The organism is Chromohalobacter sp., from assembly GCF_039830575.1.
GTDB classification, from domain to species: Bacteria; Pseudomonadota; Gammaproteobacteria; order Pseudomonadales; family Halomonadaceae; genus Chromohalobacter; species Chromohalobacter israelensis.
The window spans coordinates 450,478-474,936 of sequence record NZ_JBDOOX010000012.1 but is presented as its reverse complement, the minus strand read 5'-3'; the positions used below and the strand labels follow the sequence as shown (position 1 = coordinate 474,936).

Annotated in this window: 20 protein-coding genes; 12 read left to right on the top strand and 8 right to left on the bottom strand. The window is 63.5% G+C overall.

What is annotated here, in order from left to right:
* Nucleotides 1-17: 17 nt before the first annotated feature.
* Complete coding sequence (locus ABGX75_RS12135) at nt 18-1,133, bottom strand: tyrosine-type recombinase/integrase (protein WP_279585969.1); 1,116 nt, start codon at nt 1,131-1,133, stop codon at nt 18-20.
* 290 nt (nt 1,134-1,423) lie between these two features.
* Between ABGX75_RS12135 and ABGX75_RS12130 the strand changes: the two genes are divergently transcribed.
* Nucleotides 1,424-2,389 (top strand): DNA-binding protein, encoded by a 966-nt coding sequence (locus ABGX75_RS12130; protein WP_347411423.1) that lies wholly within the window; start codon nt 1,424-1,426, stop codon nt 2,387-2,389.
* 163 nt (nt 2,390-2,552) lie between these two features.
* On the opposite strand, the gene nfuA is transcribed toward ABGX75_RS12130, so the two are convergent.
* Nucleotides 2,553-3,143: a Fe-S biogenesis protein NfuA gene (gene nfuA, locus ABGX75_RS12125; protein WP_011507186.1), complete on the bottom strand. Its 591-nt coding sequence runs from the start codon at nt 3,141-3,143 to the stop codon at nt 2,553-2,555.
* A gap of 216 nt (nt 3,144-3,359) precedes the next feature.
* On the opposite strand from nfuA, the gene metH reads away from it, so the two are divergent.
* From metH to ABGX75_RS12105, 4 genes are all read left to right on the top strand, one after another.
* Complete coding sequence (gene metH, locus ABGX75_RS12120; RefSeq protein WP_347411422.1) at nt 3,360-7,097, top strand: methionine synthase; 3,738 nt, start codon at nt 3,360-3,362, stop codon at nt 7,095-7,097.
* Between the two features lie 55 nt (nt 7,098-7,152).
* Nucleotides 7,153-8,481 (top strand): MATE family efflux transporter, encoded by a 1,329-nt coding sequence (locus tag ABGX75_RS12115; RefSeq protein ID WP_347411421.1) that lies wholly within the window; start codon nt 7,153-7,155, stop codon nt 8,479-8,481.
* Between the two features lie 128 nt (nt 8,482-8,609).
* The gene (locus ABGX75_RS12110) at nt 8,610-10,262 is read left to right on the top strand and encodes a nitrite/sulfite reductase (RefSeq protein WP_110061389.1); all 1,653 of its coding nucleotides are present in this window, start codon (nt 8,610-8,612) and stop codon (nt 10,260-10,262) included.
* On the top strand, nt 10,255-10,752 hold the full coding sequence (locus ABGX75_RS12105; protein WP_011507190.1) for a DUF934 domain-containing protein: 498 nt from the start codon (nt 10,255-10,257) through the stop codon (nt 10,750-10,752). Before ABGX75_RS12110 ends, ABGX75_RS12105 begins: the two co-directional genes overlap by 8 nt.
* A gap of 78 nt (nt 10,753-10,830) precedes the next feature.
* On the opposite strand, the gene smrA is transcribed toward ABGX75_RS12105, so the two are convergent.
* Nucleotides 10,831-11,424: a DNA endonuclease SmrA gene (gene smrA, locus ABGX75_RS12100; protein WP_011507191.1), complete on the bottom strand. Its 594-nt coding sequence runs from the start codon at nt 11,422-11,424 to the stop codon at nt 10,831-10,833.
* A gap of 129 nt (nt 11,425-11,553) precedes the next feature.
* On the opposite strand from smrA, the gene ABGX75_RS12095 reads away from it, so the two are divergent.
* Nucleotides 11,554-11,976 carry a gamma-glutamylcyclotransferase family protein gene (locus ABGX75_RS12095; RefSeq protein ID WP_035409690.1) on the top strand — a complete coding sequence of 141 codons (423 nt, stop codon included), beginning with the start codon at nt 11,554-11,556 and terminating at the stop codon, nt 11,974-11,976.
* Between the two features lie 64 nt (nt 11,977-12,040).
* On the opposite strand, the gene ABGX75_RS12090 is transcribed toward ABGX75_RS12095, so the two are convergent.
* Nucleotides 12,041-13,273 carry a YihY family inner membrane protein gene (locus ABGX75_RS12090; protein WP_179153104.1) on the bottom strand — a complete coding sequence of 411 codons (1,233 nt, stop codon included), beginning with the start codon at nt 13,271-13,273 and terminating at the stop codon, nt 12,041-12,043.
* Between the two features lie 63 nt (nt 13,274-13,336).
* On the opposite strand from ABGX75_RS12090, the gene arsC reads away from it, so the two are divergent.
* The 5 genes from arsC (at nt 13,337) to pdxH (ending at nt 16,917) form a co-directional block, all read left to right on the top strand.
* Entirely contained in the window at nt 13,337-13,684 is a 348-nt protein-coding gene (gene arsC, locus ABGX75_RS12085; RefSeq protein ID WP_011507194.1) for an arsenate reductase (glutaredoxin), read from the top strand.
* A gap of 28 nt (nt 13,685-13,712) precedes the next feature.
* Nucleotides 13,713-14,342 (top strand): NAD(P)H:quinone oxidoreductase, encoded by a 630-nt coding sequence (wrbA, locus tag ABGX75_RS12080; protein WP_110061387.1) that lies wholly within the window; start codon nt 13,713-13,715, stop codon nt 14,340-14,342.
* Complete coding sequence (locus tag ABGX75_RS12075; RefSeq protein ID WP_240673356.1) at nt 14,339-14,734, top strand: DUF2069 domain-containing protein; 396 nt, start codon at nt 14,339-14,341, stop codon at nt 14,732-14,734. Before wrbA ends, ABGX75_RS12075 begins: the two co-directional genes overlap by 4 nt.
* A 3-nt stretch (nt 14,735-14,737) precedes the next feature.
* Complete coding sequence (locus ABGX75_RS12070) at nt 14,738-16,006, top strand: hypothetical protein (RefSeq protein WP_301969089.1); 1,269 nt, start codon at nt 14,738-14,740, stop codon at nt 16,004-16,006.
* Between the two features lie 263 nt (nt 16,007-16,269).
* The gene (gene pdxH, locus ABGX75_RS12065; RefSeq protein WP_035409705.1) at nt 16,270-16,917 is read left to right on the top strand and encodes a pyridoxamine 5'-phosphate oxidase; all 648 of its coding nucleotides are present in this window, start codon (nt 16,270-16,272) and stop codon (nt 16,915-16,917) included.
* 111 nt (nt 16,918-17,028) lie between these two features.
* Here the strand turns inward: pdxH and ABGX75_RS12060 are convergent, their stop codons facing one another.
* The 4 genes from ABGX75_RS12060 to ABGX75_RS12045 all read right to left on the bottom strand — a co-directional run bounded on the left by ABGX75_RS12060 (nt 17,029) and on the right by ABGX75_RS12045 (nt 23,270).
* Nucleotides 17,029-17,913, bottom strand: a complete 885-nt coding sequence (locus ABGX75_RS12060) for a glycine betaine ABC transporter substrate-binding protein (protein WP_011507199.1) — start codon at nt 17,911-17,913, stop codon at nt 17,029-17,031.
* 123 nt (nt 17,914-18,036) lie between these two features.
* Nucleotides 18,037-18,867 (bottom strand): proline/glycine betaine ABC transporter permease, encoded by an 831-nt coding sequence (locus ABGX75_RS12055; protein ID WP_011507200.1) that lies wholly within the window; start codon nt 18,865-18,867, stop codon nt 18,037-18,039.
* Entirely contained in the window at nt 18,867-20,084 is a 1,218-nt protein-coding gene (locus ABGX75_RS12050) for a glycine betaine/L-proline ABC transporter ATP-binding protein (protein WP_347411420.1), read from the bottom strand. Before ABGX75_RS12050 ends, ABGX75_RS12055 begins: the two co-directional genes overlap by 1 nt.
* Before the next feature lie 438 nt (nt 20,085-20,522).
* Nucleotides 20,523-23,270 (bottom strand): acetate--CoA ligase family protein, encoded by a 2,748-nt coding sequence (locus ABGX75_RS12045; RefSeq protein WP_110061385.1) that lies wholly within the window; start codon nt 23,268-23,270, stop codon nt 20,523-20,525.
* Nucleotides 23,271-23,483: 213 nt separating this feature from the next.
* On the opposite strand from ABGX75_RS12045, the gene ABGX75_RS12040 reads away from it, so the two are divergent.
* Nucleotides 23,484-24,422: a histone deacetylase family protein gene (locus tag ABGX75_RS12040; RefSeq protein ID WP_110061384.1), complete on the top strand. Its 939-nt coding sequence runs from the start codon at nt 23,484-23,486 to the stop codon at nt 24,420-24,422.
* The last annotated feature ends 37 nt before the right edge of the window (nt 24,423-24,459 follow it).

Below are 24,459 nucleotides of genomic sequence, written 5' to 3'. Positions count from 1 at the left end.
ACGGGGTAAAACCTGCATTATAACGTGCCATCGTCTGACGTGTCGGCCTCCACGAGCCGGTGATGCGCCAATTGACGGTGCCATTCCTCCGCCTCGGCATGCAGGTAGCGCGCCGTGGTATCCAGTCGCGCGTGGCGAGCCGTGCGCGCCAGATAACGCAATTCCACGCCGGCCTGTGCCTGATGCGTCAGTGCGGTATGACGCAGCCAATGGGGCGTGGCGTGCCGCAAGGGGGCGCGCCGGGCATCGGGAAGATCGTCGAGGGCGCGGTAGCCTAACTGAAACGTCTCGCGAATCAGCCGATACAGCTGGTTATCTCCCACGCCGCGACGGCCGTCCAGCGCGCGCAGCAACGGCGTGGCGTCCCCCGGCTGCGGGTGAGGCGCAAGCCCCAGGGTCTCGCGCCAATCCACGAGAAGCGACAGCATGTCCGGCGGTACCGGCACGTGCGCGAGCTTGTCGCCCTTCCCCACGACCTGCCACCACCAGCGCCCCTCGCGCTGAATGAAATCTCCCATCCGCGCGGCGGCCATCTCGCTGAGCCGGGGCGCCAGCAGATACGCGAAGCCGAACAAGAAGCGTCGCCGCGCCCAGCGATAACGCTGGGCGTTCGTCGCCTCGCTGGCGGGCGGGGTCTGCAGCCACGCCCAGAAACGCTGCCACAACGCACGCTCGAGGTACCGCTCGACGCCCTCGCGGCGGTTATCCATGCGTCGCCGCTTGTCGCGCATCAGCCGAAACGGGTTGTGCTCGACCCACCCTGCCTCGACCAGCCACGCGAACATGCCCTGCAGGATGACCAGTGCCTGGCGCCGGCTCGCCGCCGAGAGTGGCTGACGAAACGGTCGCCAATCCGTCGCGGCACGCGGCCGCGACGGCCCTACCCAGCGTGATGCCGGTTGCGGATCGGCCAGGAAGCGCTCGAAGGCGTCCAGCGTCTCGCGACGCACCGACGCCAGAGTCTCGCCACGGCATTCCAGCCACAGCAGCAGCCGCTCGGCTTCCTTGCGGTAGGCGCGCCAGGTCTGCGGGCTCGTCTGGAACTCGCGCAACCAGGCGGCCACGGCCTCCACGTCGGTGCGCGCCGAAATGCGCACGCCATCGCCCGCCACTGCCCGGCTGACCCCGGGCATTGCCAAGCCGTCATGGTCGGGCATGGCCGGCACCTGGGTATCGAGCACCGTGAGCGCCATCGAAGCCTCATCGCGCATACTGCCTGCCCTGCTGGTAGTGAGTGTCGAGCGCAGTGTCGCGCCATGACGGCAAATAATCAAGATAATGCGCGTAATCTTGAATTTTATGACTATTTCGTAGTGTAAGATACGTAAAATGTTTTATGTAATGTTTGCCAAACACCGACAACGCGATATGCTGTGCAAAAGACGACAACGCCCCACACGGCGCCCGGGATAGAGGACACGACATGGCCCGCAACGGCATTCAATACGAAGACGTACAGCGCGCTATCGATACGCTGCTGCGTCGAGACGAGGCGCCCACCGTGCAGAAAATCCGGGACATACTGGGCACGGGCAGCTTCACGACCATCAGCGATCACCTGCGGGAATGGCGGCTTCGACGAGAGCGCAACCGGGATGTCACGCCCGGCGAAGCCCCACCGGAGCCGCTGCAGGAATGGATGAAGGACCTCTGGGAAAGGGCCCAGGCGCTGGCGGCAGAGTCGCTGGCGCATTATCGCCAGGAGGCCGACCGGCGCGTCGAAGAGGCACATGCAGAGACTCAGGCCGCCCTGCGCAAGACGGCGGATACCGAAGAACGCCTCGCGGCGCTGAACACGCATTTCGAGCAGGCCCAGGCACGCCTGGAAGAAAAGACCGTGCAACTGGCCAATGCGCAAAGCGAAGCCCAGGCGGCTCGTCAGCAGGAAGCGCAACAGGCGCGTCGCGTGCAGCAGCTGAACGACGAATGCGAGGCGCATCAGCGCCAACTGGAAGCGTTACGCGCGGAACACAAGGCTGCCCTGGCGAGTGCCACGCGTGAGCATCAGGCGCAGTTGAAGCAGGAAGAACAGCGCCATGAAGCGGCCGAGGCGCGCCTGATGGGACTGCTCGACGACGCTCGCCAGGAGCGACACAACGCCGAGAAACAGGCGGAAAAACGCACCGAGGCGCTGGAAAAGAAACTCGAACGCGTGAACGCCGAGCTCACCGAACAGCGACGCCACTACACGGCGCTGGAAGAGAAGGCACGCAACGAGGCCTCCCAGCGTCAGGCGCTGGAAAGCAAGCTGCGGGAAAGCCAGGGCCAGCTGCAGCAGGCGCAGAGCGACAACCGGCGCATGGAGCGCGAACTCGAGCAGCAGCATGCCCTCAATCGCGAGTTGCGCGAGAAATTGGCGCGCCTGCCCCTGCCCCCGTTCGTCGTCTGACCCGCCCTTGCTCGACCTGTCTCACCAGCACGCCTCATGAATGCCCCGGAAACGACAAAAGCCCGCACGAGGCGGGCTTTCGATCGTTTTCCGGGCGACACGCGCCTTGCCGGGTACGTCCCCGGATACCGACGAGACAGGTGCCGGCTGGGCGCCTGACGCGTCAGCGATAATAGGCGTTGGTGTCGTCCGTGTGGTCGGTCACATCGCGGATGCCGGCAAGTTCGGGCACGCGCTCGATCAAGGTCTTCTCGACCCCTTCCTTGAGCGTGAGATCGACCGCGGCACACCCCTGGCAGCCGCCACCGAACTGCAGCACGGCAACGTTTTCCTCGGTCAGCTGCATCAGGCGGATCTCGCCACCATGCGCGGCCAGGCCCGGATTGATCTCGCTGTAGAGCACGTAGTTGACGCGATCTTCGAGGGGGCTGTCCGCATTGACCTTGGGCATCTTGGCGTTGGGCGCCTTGATGGTCAGCTGGCCACCCATGCGGTCCGCGTTGAAGTCGACCACCGCCTCTTCGAGAAACGCGATGCTGTTCTTCTCGAGGTAGACCGTGATCTTGTCCAGGTCGAGGCGCTCATCGCTGGGTTCTTCCTCGCCCGGGCGACAATAGGCCAGGCACGTCTCGGCGTAGGGGGTGCCCGGCTGCGTGATGAAGATACGCACCGCAATGCCTTCGACGTTCTGCTTGGCCAACAGCTCGGCGAGGTATTCCTGAGCGTTGTCGGTGATCTGAATGGGCTGACTCATAAATTCTGCTCTCTACCTGAGATGTTGCCTTCAATGGTATGAAAAAGCATCGCCCAGCACAATCCCGAGTATTTTGCTGGGTCTTGACGACTGCCCTCGTTGGGGCGCTTCTGGTACCATCGCCGCCTCGTACGTCACATTCGTGAAACCGGCGTCCTGCCGGTCTCGACGAGTCTTGCCACGTCGCACGGAATTACGCTGGAGACACACGCCGACATGCCTGCCGCCATTGCTTCATCCCTACCGCTCGCCGCCTCGTTCGCCTCGCTGCAGGAGCAGCTGTCACGGCGCATCATGATCCTCGATGGCGGCATGGGGACCATGCTGCAAGGCTACGAACTCGACGAGAGCGACTTTCGCGGGCAACGCTTCGCCGACTGGCCCAGCGAGCTCAAGGGCAACAATGACCTGCTGGTCCTGACGCGTCCCGACGTGGTGCGTGACATCCACCGTGCCTACCTCGAGGCCGGTGCCGATATCGTCGAGACCAACACCTTCAACAGCACCCAGCTGTCGCAATCCGATTACGGCATGCAGTCCCTGGTCCCCGAGCTCAATCGCGAAGCCGCGCGCCTGGCCAAGGACGTCTGCGACGCGGTGGCCCGGGAAACCGGGGTGCCGCGCTACGTCGCCGGGGTGCTGGGACCGACATCGCGCACGGCATCGCTGTCGCCGGACGTCAACGATCCCGCCAAGCGAAACGTGACCTTCGATCAGCTGTGCGACAATTATTATCAGGCCGCCGAGGCGCTCCTCGAGGGCGGTGCCGATCTGATCATGATCGAAACCATCTTCGACACGCTCAATGCCAAGGCGGCCATCTACGCCCTCGAGATGCTGTTCGAAGCGCGCGGCGAACGCTTGCCGGTGATGATTTCCGGCACCATCACCGACGCTTCCGGGCGCACGCTCTCCGGGCAGACCACCGAAGCGTTCTGGAACTCGATACGCCACGCCCAGCCGCTGTCCGTGGGGCTCAACTGCGCCCTCGGCGCGGCGGAGCTGCGCCCCTATCTCGAGGAGCTTTCCCACAAGGCCGATACCTACGTCTCGGCCCACCCCAACGCCGGGCTCCCCAACGAATTCGGCGAGTACGACCAGACCGCCGAGGAAATGGCCACGATCGTGCGCGAGTTCGCCGAAAGTGGCCTGGTCAACATCATCGGCGGCTGTTGCGGTACGGCGCCGGAACACATCGCCGCCATTCGCGATGCCGTGGGCGAGCTGCCGCCGCGCCAGGTCGTCGAACGCCCCAAGGCATGTCGCCTCGCGGGGCTGGAGCCCTTCAACATCGAGGCGGACTCGCTGTTCGTCAATGTCGGCGAGCGCACCAACGTGACCGGCTCCGCGCGCTTCAAGCGCCTGATCAAGGAGGAGGACTACACCACGGCGCTCGAGGTGGCGCTCGAACAGGTCGAAAACGGCGCCCAGGTCATCGACATCAACATGGACGAGGGCATGCTCGAGTCACAGGACGCCATGGTGCGCTTTCTGAACTTGATCGCCTCGGAGCCCGACATCTCCCGCGTCCCGATCATGATCGATTCCTCGAAGTGGGAAATCATCGAGGCGGGACTCAAGTGCGTTCAGGGCAAGGCCGTCGTCAACTCGATTTCCCTCAAGGAAGGCGAAGACGCCTTTCGGCAACAGGCCACGGCATGCCGCCGGTATGGCGCCGCCATCGTGGTCATGGCCTTCGACGAGGAAGGTCAGGCGGACACTTTCCAGCGCAAGACGGAAATCTGCGAACGCGCCTACCGCCTGCTGGTGGACGATATCGGCTTCCCCGCCGAGGACATCATCTTCGACCCCAACATCTTCGCCATCGCCACGGGCATCGAGGAGCACAACAACTACGCCGTCGACTTCATCGAAGCATCGAAGTGGATTCGCGAGCACCTGCCGCACGCCATGCTCTCGGGCGGCGTGTCCAATGTGTCGTTCTCCTTCCGGGGCAACAACGCGGTACGCGAGGCGATCCATTCGGTCTTCCTCTATCACGCCATCAAGGCCGGGCTGACCATGGGGATCGTCAACGCCGGCCAGCTGGCGGTCTACGACGACCTGCCCGAGGAGCTCCGCGAGGCCGTCGAAGACGTGGTGCTCAACCGCCGCGACGATGGCACGGAGCGCCTGCTCGATATCGCCGACAAGTACAAGGGCGATGGCAGCGGCGGCGAGAAGAAAGAAGACCTGGAATGGCGCAGCTGGGAGGTCGAGAAGCGCATCGAGCATGCCCTGATCAAGGGCATCACCGCTTACATCGAGGAAGACACCGAGCAGGCCCGGCAGCGTGCCGCGCGCCCCATCGAGGTCATCGAAGGTCCGCTGATGGACGGCATGAACGTGGTCGGCGACCTTTTCGGCGCCGGCAAGATGTTCCTGCCCCAGGTGGTCAAGTCGGCCCGAGTGATGAAGCAGGCGGTGGCCTACCTGATTCCCTACATCGAAGCCGAGAAGAGCGAAGGCACCCAGGCCAAGGGCAAGATCGTGATGGCCACGGTCAAGGGGGACGTTCACGACATCGGCAAGAACATCGTCGGCGTGGTCCTGCAGTGCAACAACTATGAGGTCATCGACCTCGGTGTCATGGTGCCGGCGGAAAAGATCTTCGCCGCCGCGCGCGAGCACAATGCGGACATCATCGGCCTGTCCGGACTGATCACCCCGTCGCTGGACGAGATGGTCCATGTCGCCAAGGAAATGCAGCGCCAGGGCTTTACGCTGCCGCTGCTGATCGGTGGTGCGACGACTTCCAAGGCCCACACGGCGGTCAAGATCGCCCCGCAGTACGACCAGCCGGTCATCTATGTCAGCGATGCCTCGCGTGCGGTCGGCGTCGCCAGCCGCCTGCTCTCCCCGAGCCTCAAGCCGGGCTATGTCGCGGAGATCAGCGACGAATACGACAAGGTGCGCGAGCGTAACGCCAAGCGCCGTCCCAAGGCCGCCGACCTGAGCTATGCCGAGGCGCGCAAGCGCCGCCCGGCTCTCGACTGGGCCGACTACACGCCACCGACACCGACCTTCAGCGGACTCAAGGTGTTCGACGACTACCCGCTGGAAGAGCTGGTCGAACGCATCGACTGGACGCCCTTCTTCATGAGCTGGCAGCTCTCGGGCAAGTACCCCAAGATTCTCGAGGACGACGTCGTCGGCGAGGCGGCACGCAGCCTGTTCGCCGATGCGCAGACGATGCTGCGCAAGCTGATCGACGAGCGTCATATCACGGCACGCGGCGTCATCGGCATGTGGCCGGCCAATAGCGTGGATGACGATACCCTCGAGGTCTATGCCGACACCTCGCGCCGTACGGTGATCGAGCGCCTGCATCACATTCGCCAGCAGACGACCAAGAATCGCGACGGCGTCTGCCAGAGCCTCGCCGACTTCATCGCGCCGCGTCGTCTCGACAACGGCGAGCCCAGCGACCAGGTGGACTGGATCGGCGGCTTCGCGGTGACCACGGGACATGGCGCGGATGCGCTGGCGGCGCAGTACGAAGCGGCCGGCGACGACTACAACGCCATCATGGTCAAGGCCCTGGCCGACCGGCTCGCGGAAGCCTTCGCCGAACGCATGCACGAGCGGGTACGCAAGGAATTCTGGGCCTACGTGCCCGACGAAACCCTGGACAACGATGCCCTGATCGCCGAGCAGTACCAGGGCATTCGTCCCGCGCCGGGCTACCCCGCCTGTCCGGATCACACCGAAAAGGCCACGCTGTTCCGGCTGCTGGACGCCACCGCCAAGACCGGCATCGAGCTGACCGACAGTTACGCCATGTGGCCTTCGGCCGCGGTCTCCGGCTGGTATTTCTCGCACCCGCGCTCGAAGTATTTCTCCACCGGCAAGATCGGTCGCGATCAGGTCGAGTCGCTGGCAGCGCGCAAGGGCATGTCACTCGCCGAGCTCGAGCGCTGGCTGTCACCGGTACTGTCCTACGATCCCGAATGAGGGCGAACGTGCAGACCGGATGGGCGGCCACCGGCCAGCGAGAAGCGGAGTCGCCTTGAACGCACCGCTATCGCGCTTTGCCCTGTTGCTGCGCCTGGCCCTGCCGATCATGGGCGGCATGCTCTCGCAGAGCCTGCTCAACCTGGTCGACGCCGCCCTGGTGGGCGGCCTGGGCGAGACGGCCCTGGCCGGCGTCGGCATCGGCGGCTATGCCATGTTCATGGTCACCGCCCTGCTGTTCGGATTGTCCTCGGGGGTGCAGGCACAAACCGCGCGCCGCCATGGCGAGCAGGTGGTCGCACGTCGCGCCGAGGCGCTCAACGCCGGCTTGCTCATCGCGCTGTGCCTGGCCATCCCCGTGAGCGTGGCCGGCCTGTGGCAAGCGCCGCGGGCGATCGCCTGGCTCAACGGAGACGACGCCATCCAGCGGGTCGCGGTCGACTATTTCCGCTGGCGGATCGCCGGCCTGCTGCCGGTGGCGCTGATCTTCTGCTTTCGCGGTTACTGGTACGGTATCCAGCGTACCGACGTGTACTTGCGGATCATGCTCGTCACCCAGGTCGTCAATGTCGCGGCCAGCGCAGCGCTGATCTATGGCTGGGCGGGCTTGCCCCGCCTGGGGCCTGCCGGTGCGGGTGCGGGCACCACGCTATCGCTGCTCGTCGGTGTCCTGATGTGGGCCATGCTCAGCCGTCGCCATGCCCGCGGCAACGGCTTTCTGGCGCGCCGCCCTCCGCTGGCGGTATACGTGCGCACCCTGCGTCTGGCGGCGCCTCATTCCTTTCAGCAATTCTGCTTTGCGGCGGGCTATGCCGTGCTGTTCTGGATTCTCGGGCATGTCAGCGGTGCCAGCGTCGCGGTCGGCCATGTGCTGGTCAATCTCTCGCTGTTCCTGATCCTCCCCGGCGTCGGCCTCGGGCTGGCAGCGATGAGTCTGGTGGGCCAGTCGCTGGGGCAGGCCTCGCCCGAAGACGCCCATCGCTGGGGATGGGACGCGGTACGGCTCGCCTGGCTATGCCTCGCGCTCCTGGCCTTGCCGATGGCATGGGCACCCGAGTGGCTGCTGGGCATGTTCCTGCATGATCCCGCCCTGATCGACATGGGGCGTCTGCCACTACGCTTGACCGCCGCCATGATCGTGCTCGATGCGGCAGCCATCGTGCTCGCCCAGGCGCTGCTCGGCGCGGGCGCCAATCGCACGGTGATGAAAGTGACGCTGCTGCTACAATGGGTGGCCTTCCTTCCATTGGCATGGTGGGTGGGCGTCTCGCTCGGCCACGGTCTGGCCGGGGTCTGGTGGGTTCAGTTAGGCTACCGCTGCATGAACTCGTTATGGTTCACGACGATCTGGCAGCGTCGCCACTGGCAACGCCTCGCCCTGTAACGCCATGCGTGGCATTTTTAATAACATAAAAGCAACAACCTATTATTATTTATTCTTTCAAAGAATATAGAAGGCAGGGTAAGGTGCCCTGCTACGGCAATCCATGTGACTAGCAGGACACCGCCTGTATGTATCGGTACGACTCGTACGACCAAACACTCGTCGATGAACGTGTCGCGCAGTTCCGCGACCAGATGCGCCGCTATCTCGAGGGCAAGATCAGCGATGAGGAATTCCTGCCGCTGCGCGTGCAGAACGGCCTCTACGTGCAGCGTTATGCCCCCATGCTGCGCATTGCCATTCCCTACGGCATGCTGGCGTCCTACCAGTTGCGCAAGCTGGGCGAGATCGCTGCACGCTACGATCGCGGCTATGGTCATTTCACCACGCGCACCAACCTGCAGCTGAACTGGCCCAAGCTCGAGGACGTACCCGACATCCTGGCGGATCTGGCCAGCGTGCAGATGCATGCCATTCAGACCAGCGGCAACGATATCCGCAACACCACGACCGATCAGTTCTCGGGCATCGCCGCCGACGAGGATGTCGATCCGCGCCCCTGGTGCGAACTGATTCGTCAGTGGTCGACCTTCCACCCGGAATTCGCCTATCTGCCGCGCAAGTTCAAGATCGCCGTGACCGGTGCCGAGGAAGACCGCGCCGCCATCCAGGTGCACGACGTGGGTCTGCGCTTCTGGCGCAACGACGACGGCGATGTCCGCGTCAAGGTACTGGCCGGTGGCGGTCTCGGACGCACCCCGATGATCGGTGCCGTGATGTGCGACGATCTGCCGTGGCAGCACCTGCTCACGTATCTCGAAGCCATCCTGCGTGTCTACAACCAGTACGGCCGCCGCGACAACAAGTTCAAGGCGCGTATCAAGATTCTGGTCAAGGCGCTGGGCATCGATGAGTTCCGGCGCCGTGTCGAGGCCGAATGGGCACATCTCAAGGACGGCCCGCAGACGTTGACCGAGGAAGCGATCTCCGCCGTGGCCGGGCACTTCGTCGAACCGCCGCGTCGCGACGTCTCCGAGGACGCCATCGCGGACTTCGAACGCCTGCGCAGTGAGAATCGTGCCTTCGCGCGTTTCGTCACCAACAACGTCACCGATCACAAGGTGCGCGGATACAAGGCCGTGACCCTGTCGCTCAAGCGTCACGATCATTCGCCTGGCGACGTGACCTCCGAAGACATGGCCGCCGTGGCCGACCTGGCCGACGAATTCGGCTATGGCGAGGTGCGCGTTACCCACGAGCAGAATCTGGTGCTGACCGACGTTCCGGTGGACCGCATGGAGGAGCTCTGGCAGAAGCTCGAGGCACTCGGCATGGCCAACCCGACCGTCGGCACCCTGGCCGATTTGATCTGCTGCCCGGGGGGCGATTACTGCTCGCTGGCCAACGCCAAGTCGATTCCCGTCGCCCAGTCGATCCAGGAACGTTTCGAGGATCTCGATTTCCTCTATGACCTGGGACCGCTGGAGCTCAACATCTCGGGCTGCATGAATGCCTGCGGTCACCACCACGTGGGCCACATCGGCATCCTCGGGGTCGACAAGAAAGGCGAAGAGTACTATCAGATTTCGCTGGGCGGCAGCCAGGGCAACGAATCGTCTCTGGGCAAGATTCTGGGCCCCTCCTTCTATCGCGAGGATGTCCCGGATGTCATCGACAAGCTGTTGAAGGTGTACGTCGGGGAACGCACGGCCGACGAGACCTTCCTCGACACGTATCGTCGCATCGGCCTGAAACCTTTCAAGGAGCATGTCTATGCCTGAGCAGCGCACCCTGATCGTCGGTCGGCACGTCGTGGAAGACGACTGGACACTGCTTCTCGAAGACGAAGCGCCGCATTCCGTGAACGGGCGTGCCATCGTCCCGCTCGCGCAGTGGCAAGCTGCCCCGGGCGACGATGTCGCCCCGCTGCTGGCCAGTGACACCGAGCTCACGCCCGAGCTCGCCACGCAGCTGCTGGGTGCACCGCTGATCGCCATCGACTTTCCCAAGTTCACCGATGGCCGTGGCTACAGCCTCGCGCGCCTGCTGCGGGAACGTTACGGTTATCAGGGACAGATTCGCGCGGTCGGCGATGTCCTGATCGACCAGCTGTACTACATGTCGCGCTGCGGTTTCGATGCTTTCTGGCTGCGCGAGGACCAGATCGTCGAAGATGCCCTCAACGCGCTGGACACCTTCAGCCTCAGCTATCAGCCCGGCACCGATACCCCGGAGCCGCTGTTTCGGCGCCGCATGCGCGAAAGCGCCTGAGTCTCGCCGAGATCCGGCCGACGTCCCCTCGCGAGAGGCATGACGTCGGCCCTTCCTTCCGCATATGGCGCGGCGCGCTTAGCCGCGTCGTTTCTGTTGCCGCTCGCGATTCCGGGCACGGGCTCGCTCCGACTTGCGCAGCATGACATAGGTGGCCCCCAAGCCGCCGTGGCTCTTGTGCGCCGAGACGTAGGCCTGCACTTCCTCGAACTGTGCCAACCATTTGCCCAGATAGGACCGCACCACATTGGCGTGACCATCGATGGCCTGACTGCGACCGTGCACGATCAACACGCAGCGCAGATCGTGCTCGCGAGCTTCCCGAATGAAACGAAACAGTTCTCGGCGGCATTCGGGGATCGGTTTCTTCTGTAAATGCAGCGATGCCTCGGGGGCATAGCCTCCATGTCGCAGACGATCCACGACGCCGATCTGGATACCGTCCCGGCGGTATTCGACCGGATCGGCCGGACCGACCAGGTCGACGAATTCGTCGGAAAGGAAGTTGTTCTCCTCGTCGGCGGCTTGTGCCTGTGCGCGACGCGCCAACTGCGCCTCGGAGGGCCTCGCCGGGCCACGCGTGACATCGGCCTTGTCGCGTCCCTTGGTCAGGGGTTGGACATCCTCTCCCAGCGCTTCCCGAAACAGATCATCCCGCATGTGCTGGCTCATCGGCATTGTCTCCTAAGGCCCTGTTACCGGAATCCCCGAAGGTTTCCAACCTCATTGGATAATGCCACACTCCCCGGCCCTGACGGCAAGCACCCGCCTGGTCACGGGCACGAGACAGGGAGACATTCAATGCGCTGGGGAATCAGGCTGGGCATCGTGCTCATGCTGAGTACCGTCGTCGGAGGCGGTTACCTCTGGTACACCTTTCGAAGCCCATACGGCTACGAACCGCCGGCCTCACCGCCGATCGTGGATACCCGCCTCGAGCGACACGCTGTCTTCGTCTACGGCACCCTGCGCTATGACCTGATACGCTGGCTGGTCACGGGAGATATCGACATTGCATCGTCCCCTGCCACGCTGAAAGGTTACACACGCCATGACCTGGATATTGCCCCGCGGGTCGGAGGCACGGTCGAGGGCGAGCTGTTGAAGGTAAGCACTCCCGCGCTGCAACGCCTGGACCGCTACGAGCGCATCGGCGCCCGCTATCGCCGCGTCAACGTCAGGTTGGAAGATGGCACGAGCGCATGGGTGTATCGACGCATATGAACTTTCTGGTTTTTTTGTGGGCCATGAAAGATAACGGTATAAACCTCCATGACCCAAGGCCAGGTCACGCCGAGTCGTTGCGCGCCCCCTCTGCCAACAGATGCTCCATGGGTTGCGTCAGCACCTGCTGGCGATGGCGCTCGGCTTCCTGCAGAGCCGCATGGATCGCCTGCATCTCCGGCGCGGGCGACGATTCGCCAAGAGGCACGGCCCAGGGCATGGCTCGCTGGAAATCCCAGAGCGACAAGGCACCGAGGTCGCGTCCCAGCATCCAGCGATCGTTATCGAGCTGCACGGCCACGCCCAGTGTCTGCAAGGGCGCCATCACGTCCGAATAGCGAGCCCCCAGTCGCATCGCTAGTTCCCGGTCGTATACGGCCTGCCCTCGCCGATGGGCGTCGTACAGGTGAGACACGACCCCCAGCGCTTGCCAGAACGGCGCCCAGTAGCGCCACTCGGCACGCCGACGCTCCCCCAGCCAGGCAGCCAGTTCAGCGCCGACCAGCACGATCGCCCAGGACAAGAACACCCACACCAGAAACAAGGGAACGGCGGCAAAGGTCCCGTAGATGACCTGATAAGACGGAAAGTACGTGACATACAGCGAGAATGCCCCCTTGGCGAGCTCCAGCGCCAGGGCGGCCAGCCCGGCGCCCGCCACGGCGTGCCGAAACCGTACCCGGCAGTTGGGCACGGCCATGTAGATGAACACGAACGCCGTGAAACTCAACGTCAGCGGCAGCAAGCGCAGAAAGGCGACCGGCCCGCCCAGCACTTCGGCGGCCCCTCGCACCAGTGTCAGCGATGCCAGATAGGAAGACAGCAAGAACCCCGAGCCCAGCAACAAGGGGCCGAGCGTAAGCACTGCCCAGTACAGCAGGAAACTGGAAACGCCGCGTCGGCTGCGCGACACATGCCAGATATTGTTGAAGGCGCGCTCCACGGTCACCATCATCATCACCGCCGTCACCAGCAAGAACATCAACCCGATCAACGTCAGGCTACGCGCCTGTCGTGAAAAATCGCGCAAATGCTCGACCAGTGCCGACCCGGTCGCCGGCACGAACTGGCTGAAGATCAAGGCCTGCAGCTGTTCGCTGATCCCCTGGAAGCTGGGAATGGCCGAGAGCATCGCATACAGGACGGTCATGAACGGCACCACCGCGAACAACGTGGTGTAGGTCAAGGCGGATGCCGTCTTGAGTCCGTCATGCGCATCGAAACGCTGAATCAGTTCACGCAAGCTGCGCAGGATGATGGTCAGCCAGCGGCGGTCAAGGAGTTGTGGGCGTCGCATGTGGCGCTCTAAAATGCTTAACTAATTGTTTGATGCGTCGAATCCCGCTGCCGGAGTCAAGGCATGACGACTTTTACACTCTACCACAACCCGCGCTGTTCCAAGTCCCGGGAAGCGCTTGCCCTTCTCGAGGCACGCGGGGTCGATGTCAACGTTCATCGTTATCTGGACGCCCCATTGGACATCGACGCGCTACGCGACCTGGCGCAACGGCTGGAAGATGGCGTTCCCGCCCTGGTGCGCACCAACGAGGCGCAGTGGAAAGCCCTGGCACTCGAGGCGCCCAGCGACGAAGAGCGCCTGCAGGCGATTGCCGAGCACCCTCGCCTCATGCAACGCCCGATTCTCGACGATGGCCGGCGAGCACGCATCGGCCGCCCGCCGGAAGCGATTCTGGCCCTGGTCGAATGACCGACATCCCCACGACACGAGACTCGTCATGACCCGCTCCGCCTCAGAAACGCCTTATGTACTCGTGCTGTTCTACTCGCGTCACGGCGCCACGCAGGAAATGGCACAACAGCTCGCGGCCGGCATCGAGAGTGTCGCCGGCATCGCGGCCCGCCTGCGCACCGTGCCTCCCGTGTCGCCGACCACCGAAGCGGTCGACCCGGAAATCCCCGCCGAAGGGGCCGTCTATGCCACCCTCGACGATCTGCGCCACTGTCACGGCCTTGCACTGGGCAGCCCCACACGCTTCGGCAACATGGCCTCGCCGCTCAAGTATTTCCTCGATACCACCAGTGAACTCTGGATGAACGGTGCCCTGACCGACAAACCGGCGACCGCCTTTACCTCCACAGCGAGTCTGCATGGTGGCCAGGAAGCGACTCTCTTGACGATGCTGGTGCCCTTGCTGCATCACGGCATGGTGTATGCCGGCGTGCCGTACCGGGAAACGCAGCTGCTGACGACTCGGTCCGGGGGCACGCCCTACGGGACCAGTCACCTGGCGGGCGCCAAGGCCGAGCGCGAACTCGACGTCGACGAGACCGCGCTGGCCAGGGCCCAGGGGGCGCGGCTGGGCCGCCTCGCGCTGGCCATGCGCTCCCTCCACGAGGAGGCATGATGCGACAGTGGCTGGATCGCATGGCAACGCGCCACGGCCTCGATCAGGCGGCATTGCTGGCACGCCGAGGCGTATGGGGCAGCATGGGCGCTCTGGCTGTCTTGCAGATCCTGGGGGGCTGGCAGATGCATGCCAGCGGCCAGGTTGCCTTGATGCCGATCGTCGTACGCTTGTTGCCGCTGGTACTATTTCTGCCCTCGGTCGTCACGAAACGACCGCGCGGACATGTGATGCTCGCTTTCGTCAGCCTGTTGTACATCCTGCAGGGTCTGATGATCGCCCAGGTGCCGGGTCGCCTGGTCTGGGGCGTGCTGGAAACCCTGGCCGCGCTTGCCTTGTTCGTCAGCGCCGCTGCCTATGCACGCTGGCGACGTCAGCAACTGCCCGGCTGAGGCATGGCGATACGTCCCTCGAGTCTGCTCATCATCGCGATGCTGGTTCTCAGCATCGCCTGCTCGTTGCTTCAACTGCCGCTTTGGCCGGCCGCTGTCCTCGGCTGGCTGGCCACGCTGCGACTGGGGTTGACGCTACCGCGCGCCTCGCGACGACAGACGCTATGGCTGGGCCTGGCCGGCGTCTCGATCTGGCTGGTGGCGCTGTGGCGAGATACGCCAACGTCCCTGGCCACGGCCGTGAGCATCAACCAGCCGCTGCTGATGATGTTCGCCGGCGTCAGCTTTCTCTCCATGGCGCGTCCCGCTGCCGACGACGCCTCGGGAGGCGAGCGTCACGGCAGTTTCTGGGGCACGCTGGCCGGCGTGCATCTCTTCGGTGCCGTCATCAATCTCTCGGTACTGTTCCTGTTCGGCGATCGCATGCAACGCGAGGGACGTCTGACACGCAAGCAGGTCAGCGTGCTGGGGCGCGCCTTTCCGGCAGCTGCCGCCTGGTCGCCGTTCTTCGTCGCCATGGGCGTTGCCCTGACCTACTCGCCAGGCCTCGACTTTCTCGCGCTTTTGCCCTGGGGCGGTTTGGCGGCGATGCTTCTGCTCGGACTCATCGCGCTCGATGCACACCGATTGCCGGGCACGTTCATCGGTTATCCGCTCGAAAAAGGCAGCTTGCTGTTGCCGGGTGCGCTGGCCTCGAGCGTGGTCGTGACCCACTTCATCTGGCCGTCGCTGTCCATCCCCTTGATCATCGCCATCGCGTCGCCCTTCTTCGCGATTCTGCTGGTACCGTCCGCATCCCGACGCCAGCGCTTGCATCAGCAGCTCAACGAGGGGCTACCACGGCTGGGTCCTCAGTTCGCGTTGTTTCTGGTCGCCGGGGTCATTTCGAGTGGCCTGGCGGCCCTGATCGCCAGCGCCCCCGATCGGCAACTCATTCCCCTCGACCATTTTGGGAGTTTTGCCGCCTGGGTGACGCAAGGTATTCTCGTGGTATTGGCCTTCGTCGGCATTCATCCGCTCGTGGGTATCGCCACGCTGGCGCCACTCGTGCAGCCCATGTCACCGGACCCGACTTTGCTCGGCATGATGTTCTTGATGAGTTGGGCTCTGGGAACCGGCTGCAGCCCGCTGTCGGGCAGCAACCTGGCGCTGTGCGTGCGCTACGGCATCCGGTCGCGCGACATGCTGCGCTGGAACCTGCCCTATGCCGTTCTCGGGTGGCTCGCGTGCGGCGTGGTATTCGCCTTGTATGCCGGGTGGCAAGCGGTATGAGCCACCTCCGCGAGATCCATGCCGTCGGCGCAGCGACTTTTGCCGACCTCGACCGCCTGGAGCGCTATCCTGAATGGTATGACCGTATTCGTTTGAACACCCCCTGGGGCGAGGCACGGTGTCATGTTCTGACGAGCTTGGCGGCACCGGTAACGCCTCTTCCCCTCGGTGACTGGTGCCTGCGCGCATGACGGAAACGCCCCCCGGCACCGGCTTGGGGCGCAGCACGCCAACACGACATGATCCTCTAGGAGAGAACGACCATGAACTACGACATCGCTGACCTGCGACGCGATTACGCCGGCGAAACGCTCTCCGTCGAGAGTGCGCCGGCTTCGCCCCTCGACCTGTTCCAGACGTGGTTTGCCGCCGCACGTGAGCACGAGACGCAGGACGCCAACGCCATGACGCTGGCCACCGTGGACAGTCAGGGACTCCCCCACGCGCGCGTGGTCCTTCTCAAGCAGCTCGACGACAAGGGGCTGGTATTCTTCACCAACTACCAGAGCCACAAAGGCAGCGAGCTGACCAACGTTCCCTATGCCGCTCTGGTCTTCTGGTGGCCCACGCTGCAGCGCCAGGTACGCATCGAGGGCCGCGTGGAAAAGGCCAGTGCCGAGGTCTCCGATGCCTACTTCGCCAACCGGCCCCGTGACAGCCAGCTAGGTGCCTGGATTTCCCAGCAAAGCGTGGAAATTCCCGACCGCGACTGGCTGGAGGAGCGCAAGCAGCGCTTCGAGCAGGTCTACGGCGAACAAACGGTGGAGCGTCCGCCTCACTGGGGAGGTTATCGGGTCCTGCCGTTTTTGCTGGAATTCTGGCAGGGGCAACCCAATCGGCTACATGATCGCATCCGCTATCGTTACCATGAGCAGGATGCCGCCTGGAGCAAGACCCGCCTGGCGCCCTGAAACGCCACGTCTCATGGCATGTGGCCTCGCCAGCATCGAAAACGCCCGGTCCAATAGACCGGGCGTTTTCGATACGAGCGTCTGGTGCCAGAAGGCGCCAGACATTGCCAATCAGCTGTCGCCGTTCACCCACTCGGCGACGACATCGGGATGGTTTTCCACCCACTTCTTGGCGTTTTCGTACGGGTCGGAGCCTTCTTCCTGGTTCATGAGCATGACTTCGCCCATCTGCTCCGGCGTCCACTCGAAGTTGTCGAGGATCGCATAGGCTTCCGGCATATCTTCCTTCAGCCCCTGGCGCACCACGGTGTTGATGTGCTCCGCACCACCATAGACGTTCTTCGGATCCTCGAGATACTTGAGGTCCCAGCGCGCGAACATCCAGTGCGGTGTCCAGCCGGCGACGACGATGTCCTCGTCGTTCTTGATGGCGCTGTCCAGCGCCGCCGTCATCGTGGCGCCACTACCCGACTGCAGGTTGATCTCGTCGCCGAGATCGTATTCCTCGATGGCCTTTTCGGTCAGATTCATCAGACCGGCGCCCGGATCGATGCCGACGATCTCGTCGTTGACCATATCCGCCTTGTCATCAAGTTCATCGATGGACGAGATATCGGTATAAGAAGGGACGACGAGACCCAACTTCGTACCGTTGAGGTTGGCGCCCAGGTCTTCGACCTTGTCGCCGACCTCGTTGAGGTACTGTTCATGCGTCGACGGCAACCATGCCGCGACCATGCCGTCGGCATCGCCATACGCCACGGCCTGCCACATGGCAGCGGCGGAAAGTGACGACATCTCGACGTTGTAGCCTTGCTCCTCGAGCACCGCGCGCACCACGTTGGTGGAAGCGACTTCGGAAGACCACTCGACGTACGCGAGCGTGATGTCACCCTTGCTGTCCTGCGCTTGTGCGATGCCCGCATTGAGCCCTGCGCCGGCAGCCATCATCAGGGCCCCGCAACGTACGGCTTTCGTCAGTGAAGTGCGTGTCATCGTCATTCCCCTTCTCTTATGGATTGGAGATGTTATCGGGCGGCGACCCGCAGGCCGCGCCCTCGTCGAGCCTGGGCTCGACATCCGGCGCCACGAAGCGCCTTGCTTGCGACTCATGCCAGCTTACTTCTTGCGGACCGCCTGCGTGATACGGTCCAGCAGCATGGCCAGAATGACCACGGCGATACCGGCTTCGAAACCGTCACCCGGGCGCAGACGCTGAATCGCGCGCCAGACTTCGCTACCCAGGCCATCGGCACCGATCATCGCCGCGATGACGACCATCGACAACGCTAGCATGATCGTCTGGTTGATACCGGCCATGATCGTCGGCAGCGACAACGGCAACTGTATCTTGATCAGCTTCTGGCTGCGCGTGGCACCGAAGGCATCGGCGGCCTCGATCAGATCCTTGGGTACCTGGCGAATGCCCAGCGTAGTGAAGCGGATCGCCGGCGGCATCGAGAAGATCACGGTGGCGAAAATCGCCGACACCGACCCGATCCCGAAAAACGGAATGGCGGGAATCAGGTACACGAAGGCCGGCATGGTCTGCATGAAATCCAGTACCGGCATGATCAGACTATAGAAACGATCCGACAACGCCGCGAACACCCCGAATGGCAATGCAATGATCACCGCCACGAAGGTAGCGATCACCACCAGCGTCAGGGTTTCGATCATCGGATCCCAAAGGCCGAGATTCCAGATCAAGGCCAGCCCGAGCACCGAGCCGATGGCCAGACGCACGCTGGCGACCCGCCAGCAAATCAGCGCGATGATGGCCATCAGCCCCCACTCGGGCAGCCACATCAGCGCATCGTTGAGTGCCGAGATACCGGTCTGGGTGACACGTGAAATGCCACGTGTGACGACCGAGTAATTCGTGGTCAGAAAGTCGAGTCCGCCCTCGATGCTATCGCCGAGGGGGATGCGTGGAATATCGATCGCCATCAGTGCTCTCCCGCTTCAGCCAGTTGTTCGAGTACCGCGCCCTTCACGACGACGCCCAGCAGGCGTTGATTGTCGTCGACGATGGCGATCGGGTAACTTTTCTCGCTGAACATGGCAAAGAGATTGTTCATCGGTTCATCCGGCCCGGCTTTCGGGAAGTCGTCGTGGATCAACTCGTGAATCGTATCCTTGCCGGCCTTGGCGGCCGCATCGACGTCATCGACCCCGACGATACCCAGCAAGGTGCGATCACGCCCGATGACATAGATGGAATCGAGCCCATTGTCGCTCATCTTGCGCAGCACGGTACGGGGACCGTCGCTGTCGCGTGCCGTGGCGCGCACGGGGCGCATGGCACTGGTGGCTGTCAGCACGCGTGACATGTCCACGCCCTCGACGAAGCGAGCCACGTAATCGTCGGCGGGGCGCGTCAGAATCTCTTCGGGCGTGCCGCTCTGGACGATCTCGCCATCCTTGAGAAGGATGATGCGGTCACCGATGCTGATCGCTTCGTCGAGGTCGTGGGTGATGAAGATCGTGGTCTTCTTCATGCGATGCTGCAGTTCGATCAGCTCTTGCTGCATATCCTTGCGGATCAACGGATCCAGCGCCGAGAAGGCTTCGTCCATCAGCATCACGGTGGAGTCGTTGGCCAACGCGCGTGCCAGACCGACCCGCTGCTGCATGCCGCCGGAAAGCTGGTTCGGATAGGCGTCTTCCCACCCTTCCAGGCCGACTTGCTTGAGGGAGTTACGCGCGCTTTCGACACGCGAGGATTTTTCGATACCGCGAACTTCGAGGCCGTACTCGGCGTTCTCCTGCACCGTACGGTGCGGAAACAGCGCGAAGTTCTGGAATACCATCGAAAAGTGGCGACGGCGACATTCCAGCAGCTCTTTCTCGTTGAGCTTGGGAATGTTCTGACCATCGATGATGATGTCGCCTTCGGTGGGTTCGATCAGTCGGTTGAGACAGCGGATCAGCGTCGACTTGCCGGACCCCGACAACCCCATGATGACGAGGAGCTCGCCCTCACGCACATCGAAGTCGATGTTCGAAAGCCCCAGCGTCTGGCCGGTTTTTTCGAGGATCTCGGGACGCTTCTTTCCCTGATTGCGCAATTCGAGCGCTTTCTTTGGCTGGGAGCCAAACACCTTGCTCAGGCCGCGTACCTGAATCTTGATATTGCTTTCGTTGGTTTCATCCGTTTCGGTCATAGGCTTGCCTGCTTTGGTCAAGTCATCGCCATGCCCCTTTGAAAAAAGGAGCGCGCTCAACAGTGTCGCCGCGTCACATTACAGTGCGACGTTGTTGCGAGTACCTGGCGGGTCGGTCTCCTGGCTCTTGTTATGGTCATGGAGATGATGGGAAATGATCATGAAGATAAAATTTCGTTATGTTTGGTATCGGATCATACCCACTTATTGATAACGCTTCAAATAAAAACAACTGATGATTGATCCATGGTTCAACAACCCGAAGCGTCGCCGGACGCGGCACGGAGACGCCCCAGGATCCAGGACATGGTACGTCGGCGCAGCCCTCTGAGGCCCCCGATGCCGACCTCTACCGGTCTCATCGCGACATCGGTCCCCACGAGGGGCACGCCGCCCCCCCTCGCCCTCCACCGAGTGACGCCCATCGGGGAGCCTCCTTCAGTCCGTATGACTTTCCAGACGGTGCCGCTGCCAGTCACTGCTCGGTTCGTTGAGGCGCAGCGTGGCTTCGACCACCTGCTCGTCCACGTTATAGCGAAAACTGAATCCCAGGTGTTTCAGCAAGGCCCGCATCGGCTGATTGTCGAGCATGACCGTGCCGACCATCTCGAGGATCCCGATGCCCTTGCAGTACCGAATCATCTTCTCCATCAGCAGGCCGCCCAGCCCCTGGCCGTGCAGGTCGTCGCGGATGATGATCGAGAACTCCGTGCGAATGTTGTCGGGATCGTTCCAGACACGCACCACGCCCAGCATTTCCTTGCTGCCATCGGGTCGTTCGTGCTCGGCGATGAACGCCATCTGGCGGTCGTAGTTGATCTGTGCGAGCACCGACAGGTCGCGCTGGGTCAGGTCGGCCTTGTGGTGGAAGTAGCGAAAGCGAATGCTTTCTTCGGAAAGACGCTCATGGAAAAGCGTGATCAACGGGGCATCTTCGCCACGGATGGGGCGCACCTCGACCTGCATGGCGTTTTCCAGTGTCACCCACTCGCGCAGCTCTTCGGGATACGGCATGATCGCATGCCGCGCCGGTGCCCCCAGGTCCATGGCGAAATCCACGGCCACGACCCCGTCCCGATTGAGCAGCAACGGGTTGAGCTCCAGCCCCTGAAGTTCGGGAAGGTCCGAGGCCATCTGCGACAGTTTGACCAGCAACTGGCAGAGACGCTCGATGTCCCGTTCCGGATCGGCCGCATGCTCGCGAATCAAGCGGTAGGCATGAGTGCGCGAGACCAGTTCCCTGGCCAGGGTCATGTTGAGCGGCGGCAGCGCCACGTGACGATCCGCCAGCACGTTGATCTTGTAGCCCCCGATACCGAACAGGATCACCGGCCCGAATACCGGGTCGCGAGTGATGCCCACGCAGAACTGCATCGACGCCTTGCCGCGCTGCATGCGCTGCAGGCAGTAGCTGAAGATGGGGCTCTCGGGAAACTTCTCGCGCACCTTGTCGCCCAGGCGGCGCACGCCGTCGGCGACCTGCTCCGGTGTCTCGAGATCCTGCAACAAGCCCGCGGACAGCTTGTGGGGATGCTTGCGGTAACGGAATGGCACGCAATTGTGGGCATGCACGATCTTCAGTGCCATCGGGCCATCGAGGGTCTGAGCCGCGCGGAACGCTTCCTCGGGGCCGAACACATACTGGCTCGGCGCGGCCGGAATCCCATAGGCGGCGAGAACCTCGGCGGTTTCCTGGTGGGTCAGCCGGTCCCGTCCCCGCTGCTTGGCCGATGCGATCAGTCGGTGGCAGCGTGCCCGAATGTCGGGCTGCGTGGTGAACGGCAGGCTGGGCGGCGTTTCCTGAAGCAGGGTCTGCACGCGCTGGTAGTCCACCATGTGCATGAACGCCTTGACCGCTTTCTCCGGGGAAATATAGGTGGGTATCCCCGCCAGGTTGCACTCGTGACGCGCATCGAGCGCCTCCGCCAGCCCCATCCAGCTGGTCAACAGGTTGCGCTTGAAGCGCTTGCGATTGGCGATCAATGCCTCGGCCGTGGTTTTCGAGGGCGCCATGCGTGTGGGGGCATGCACGACCAGCACGGCATCCACCTGCGTATCGGCGGCCACGATTTCGAGTGCCTCGACAAAGCGCTCGGGCGAAGCGTTGCCGCCCAGATCGACGGGATTGCGCCCCGGCATGCTGACGTCGAATTCACCGGCGATCAGCGCATCGCGCGTGGCGGCGGTCAGTTCCGCCAGCTTGCCGCCCGCCATCACCAGCTTGTCGATCGCCAGCAGTGCCGGCCCCAGACCGTTCGAGACGATGGCCAGGCGATCGCCCCGCAGCGGACGCATGCGCGTCAACGTCTCCAGCGCATCGAACAACTCATCGGAATTGTCCACGCGCACCACGCCGGCGCGCGCCAGGGCAGCATCGAAGACCACATCGCGGTTGTCGATGCCCGGCGTCTGCGTCTCGTGATCGAGCGTCGACTGTGCGCTACGCCCGCTTTTGATCGCCAGCACCAGCCGGTTGCGCGACGCATCGCGCAGCGCCGTCATGAAATGCTGGGCATCGTGCACGCGCTCCAGGTGCAGCAGCAATGCCCGCGTCGGCGAGTACTGATTGATGTAATCCATCAGGTCGGAGAGCATCACATCGACGCTGTCGCCCAGTGTCACCAGATGCGAGAACCCGATGCCGCGCCCCGCCGCCCAATCGATCATGGCATTGCCGAGCATCCCCGACTGGCCGAGATAGGCGACCCGCCCCGCCTTGATCGGCTGACTGGCGTAAGTGGCATTGAGCTTCTTCCCCGGCACCACGATGCCCAGGCACTCGGGGCCCAGCACCCGGATGCCCGATCGCCGTGCCGCCTTGAGCATGCGCTCACGCAACGAACCGCCGTCCTGGGTACGGTCATCCAGGTAGGAGCCGCCGGAGAGCACCAGGGCCGCGCGGACCCCGAGCTTGCCCAGTGCCTCGATGCTGCGCGGCACGCCCTCGACCGGATTGCACAGAATGGCGAGGTCGGGAATCGCGGGCAGGTCGCCGATGCGCCTGACGCAGGACACGCCATGCACTGTCGCGTAGCCGCGCGGATTCACGGCCCACAATGCACCGGGAAAGCCGGCCTCGAGCAAGTTGCCGAGCACCATCCCGCCCATCGAATGGGGTTTTTCCGAAGCTCCGATCACCGCCACGCTATGCGGCTCGAAGAAGTGACGCAGAAAACGCGTTCCCACAGCAATCTCTCCCGCCAATCGATCCTGACGCCCCAACATCACGCTCGGGCGCGTTGAACGTCACGTCGGCATCACGCGATGCCGTCGACGTCGACATGCGCCGCGTTCGACCTATGGGCACTGTTCCTACAGCCTATCAGGCCTTAAGGTCGCACGCGGACAGCATGCATCAATCGTCCTATTCTGTATGGTGTCCTTTGGACGGAGACCCGCATGATCACGGCATACATTACCCATCCCCACTGCATGCGGCACCTCATGGGGCCGACGCATCCCGAGAGCCCCAAGCGTCTGGAGGCGATTCGGGCGCGTCTGGCCCTGACCGGCATCCTGACCCACACCATGCAGTCCGATGCACCGCCCGTGACGCGGGAGACCCTGGCCCTGGCGCACTCCCTGCAATATCTGGATGCCCTCGAGGCGCACGCCCCCACGCAAGGCCTGCACGAGCTGGACGGCGACACGCACATGGGCCAGGACACCCTGACCGCCGCACGCCTGGCCGCCGGTGCGGTCGTGCGGGGCGTCGACCAGGTGTTCCGTCATCAGGCAGACAATGTCTTCTGCGCCGTGCGTCCGCCCGGTCATCATGCCGAGCGCGGCACGGCCATGGGCTTCTGCTTCTACAACAATATCGCCGTGGGGCTTGCGCATGCGCGACAGCGTCATGGCGTGGAGCGTGTCGCGGTACTCGATTTCGACGTCCATCAGGGCAACGGAACGGTCGACATCTTCAAGAACGATCCAGGCGTGTTGATCTGCTCGAGCTTCCAGTCCCCCTTCTATCCCTGGCGCTATCAGCAGGGTCAATGGGACAACGTGCTCAACACGCCGCTGTCGGCAGGCGCCGATGGTCATGAGTTTCGCCGGCGCGTGGAGGCCCAGTGGCTCCCCGCCCTGCAAGCCTTCAAGCCGCAGCTGGTTCTGCTCTCGGCGGGCTTCGACGCGCATCGCGACGATCCCATGGGCGGCCTCAACCTGCTCGAAGACGACTACTACTGGGTGACGCAGCTGGCGCTCGATATCGCCCGCGTCTATGCCGAGGGTCGCCTGGTGTCCGCCCTCGAGGGCGGTTATCACCTGGACTCCCTGGCCACCAGCGTCGAGGCCCACCTCAAGGCGCTACTGGGTTTGCCGCTGGGCCATCCCTGACAAGCCCCCTCGCGCCGCCCCCTCGCGGCTGTGGTAT

Coding starts and splice junctions, on each gene's coding strand:
- ABGX75_RS12135 (WP_279585969.1), bottom strand. CDS start 1,133: ATGCCCGGGGTCAGCCGGGCAGTGGCGGGCGATGGCGTGCGCATTTCG.
- ABGX75_RS12130 (WP_347411423.1), top strand. CDS start 1,424: ATGGCCCGCAACGGCATTCAATACGAAGACGTACAGCGCGCTATCGAT.
- nfuA (WP_011507186.1), bottom strand. CDS start 3,143: ATGAGTCAGCCCATTCAGATCACCGACAACGCTCAGGAATACCTCGCC.
- metH (WP_347411422.1), top strand. CDS start 3,360: ATGCCTGCCGCCATTGCTTCATCCCTACCGCTCGCCGCCTCGTTCGCC.
- ABGX75_RS12110 (WP_110061389.1), top strand. CDS start 8,610: ATGTATCGGTACGACTCGTACGACCAAACACTCGTCGATGAACGTGTC.
- ABGX75_RS12105 (WP_011507190.1), top strand. CDS start 10,255: ATGCCTGAGCAGCGCACCCTGATCGTCGGTCGGCACGTCGTGGAAGAC.
- smrA (WP_011507191.1), bottom strand. CDS start 11,424: ATGAGCCAGCACATGCGGGATGATCTGTTTCGGGAAGCGCTGGGAGAG.
- ABGX75_RS12095 (WP_035409690.1), top strand. CDS start 11,554: ATGCGCTGGGGAATCAGGCTGGGCATCGTGCTCATGCTGAGTACCGTC.
- ABGX75_RS12090 (WP_179153104.1), bottom strand. CDS start 13,273: ATGCGACGCCCACAACTCCTTGACCGCCGCTGGCTGACCATCATCCTG.
- arsC (WP_011507194.1), top strand. CDS start 13,337: ATGACGACTTTTACACTCTACCACAACCCGCGCTGTTCCAAGTCCCGG.
- wrbA (WP_110061387.1), top strand. CDS start 13,713: ATGACCCGCTCCGCCTCAGAAACGCCTTATGTACTCGTGCTGTTCTAC.
- ABGX75_RS12075 (WP_240673356.1), top strand. CDS start 14,339: ATGATGCGACAGTGGCTGGATCGCATGGCAACGCGCCACGGCCTCGAT.
- ABGX75_RS12070 (WP_301969089.1), top strand. CDS start 14,738: ATGGCGATACGTCCCTCGAGTCTGCTCATCATCGCGATGCTGGTTCTC.
- pdxH (WP_035409705.1), top strand. CDS start 16,270: ATGAACTACGACATCGCTGACCTGCGACGCGATTACGCCGGCGAAACG.
- ABGX75_RS12060 (WP_011507199.1), bottom strand. CDS start 17,913: ATGACACGCACTTCACTGACGAAAGCCGTACGTTGCGGGGCCCTGATG.
- ABGX75_RS12055 (WP_011507200.1), bottom strand. CDS start 18,867: ATGGCGATCGATATTCCACGCATCCCCCTCGGCGATAGCATCGAGGGC.
- ABGX75_RS12050 (WP_347411420.1), bottom strand. CDS start 20,084: ATGACCGAAACGGATGAAACCAACGAAAGCAATATCAAGATTCAGGTA.
- ABGX75_RS12040 (WP_110061384.1), top strand. CDS start 23,484: ATGATCACGGCATACATTACCCATCCCCACTGCATGCGGCACCTCATG.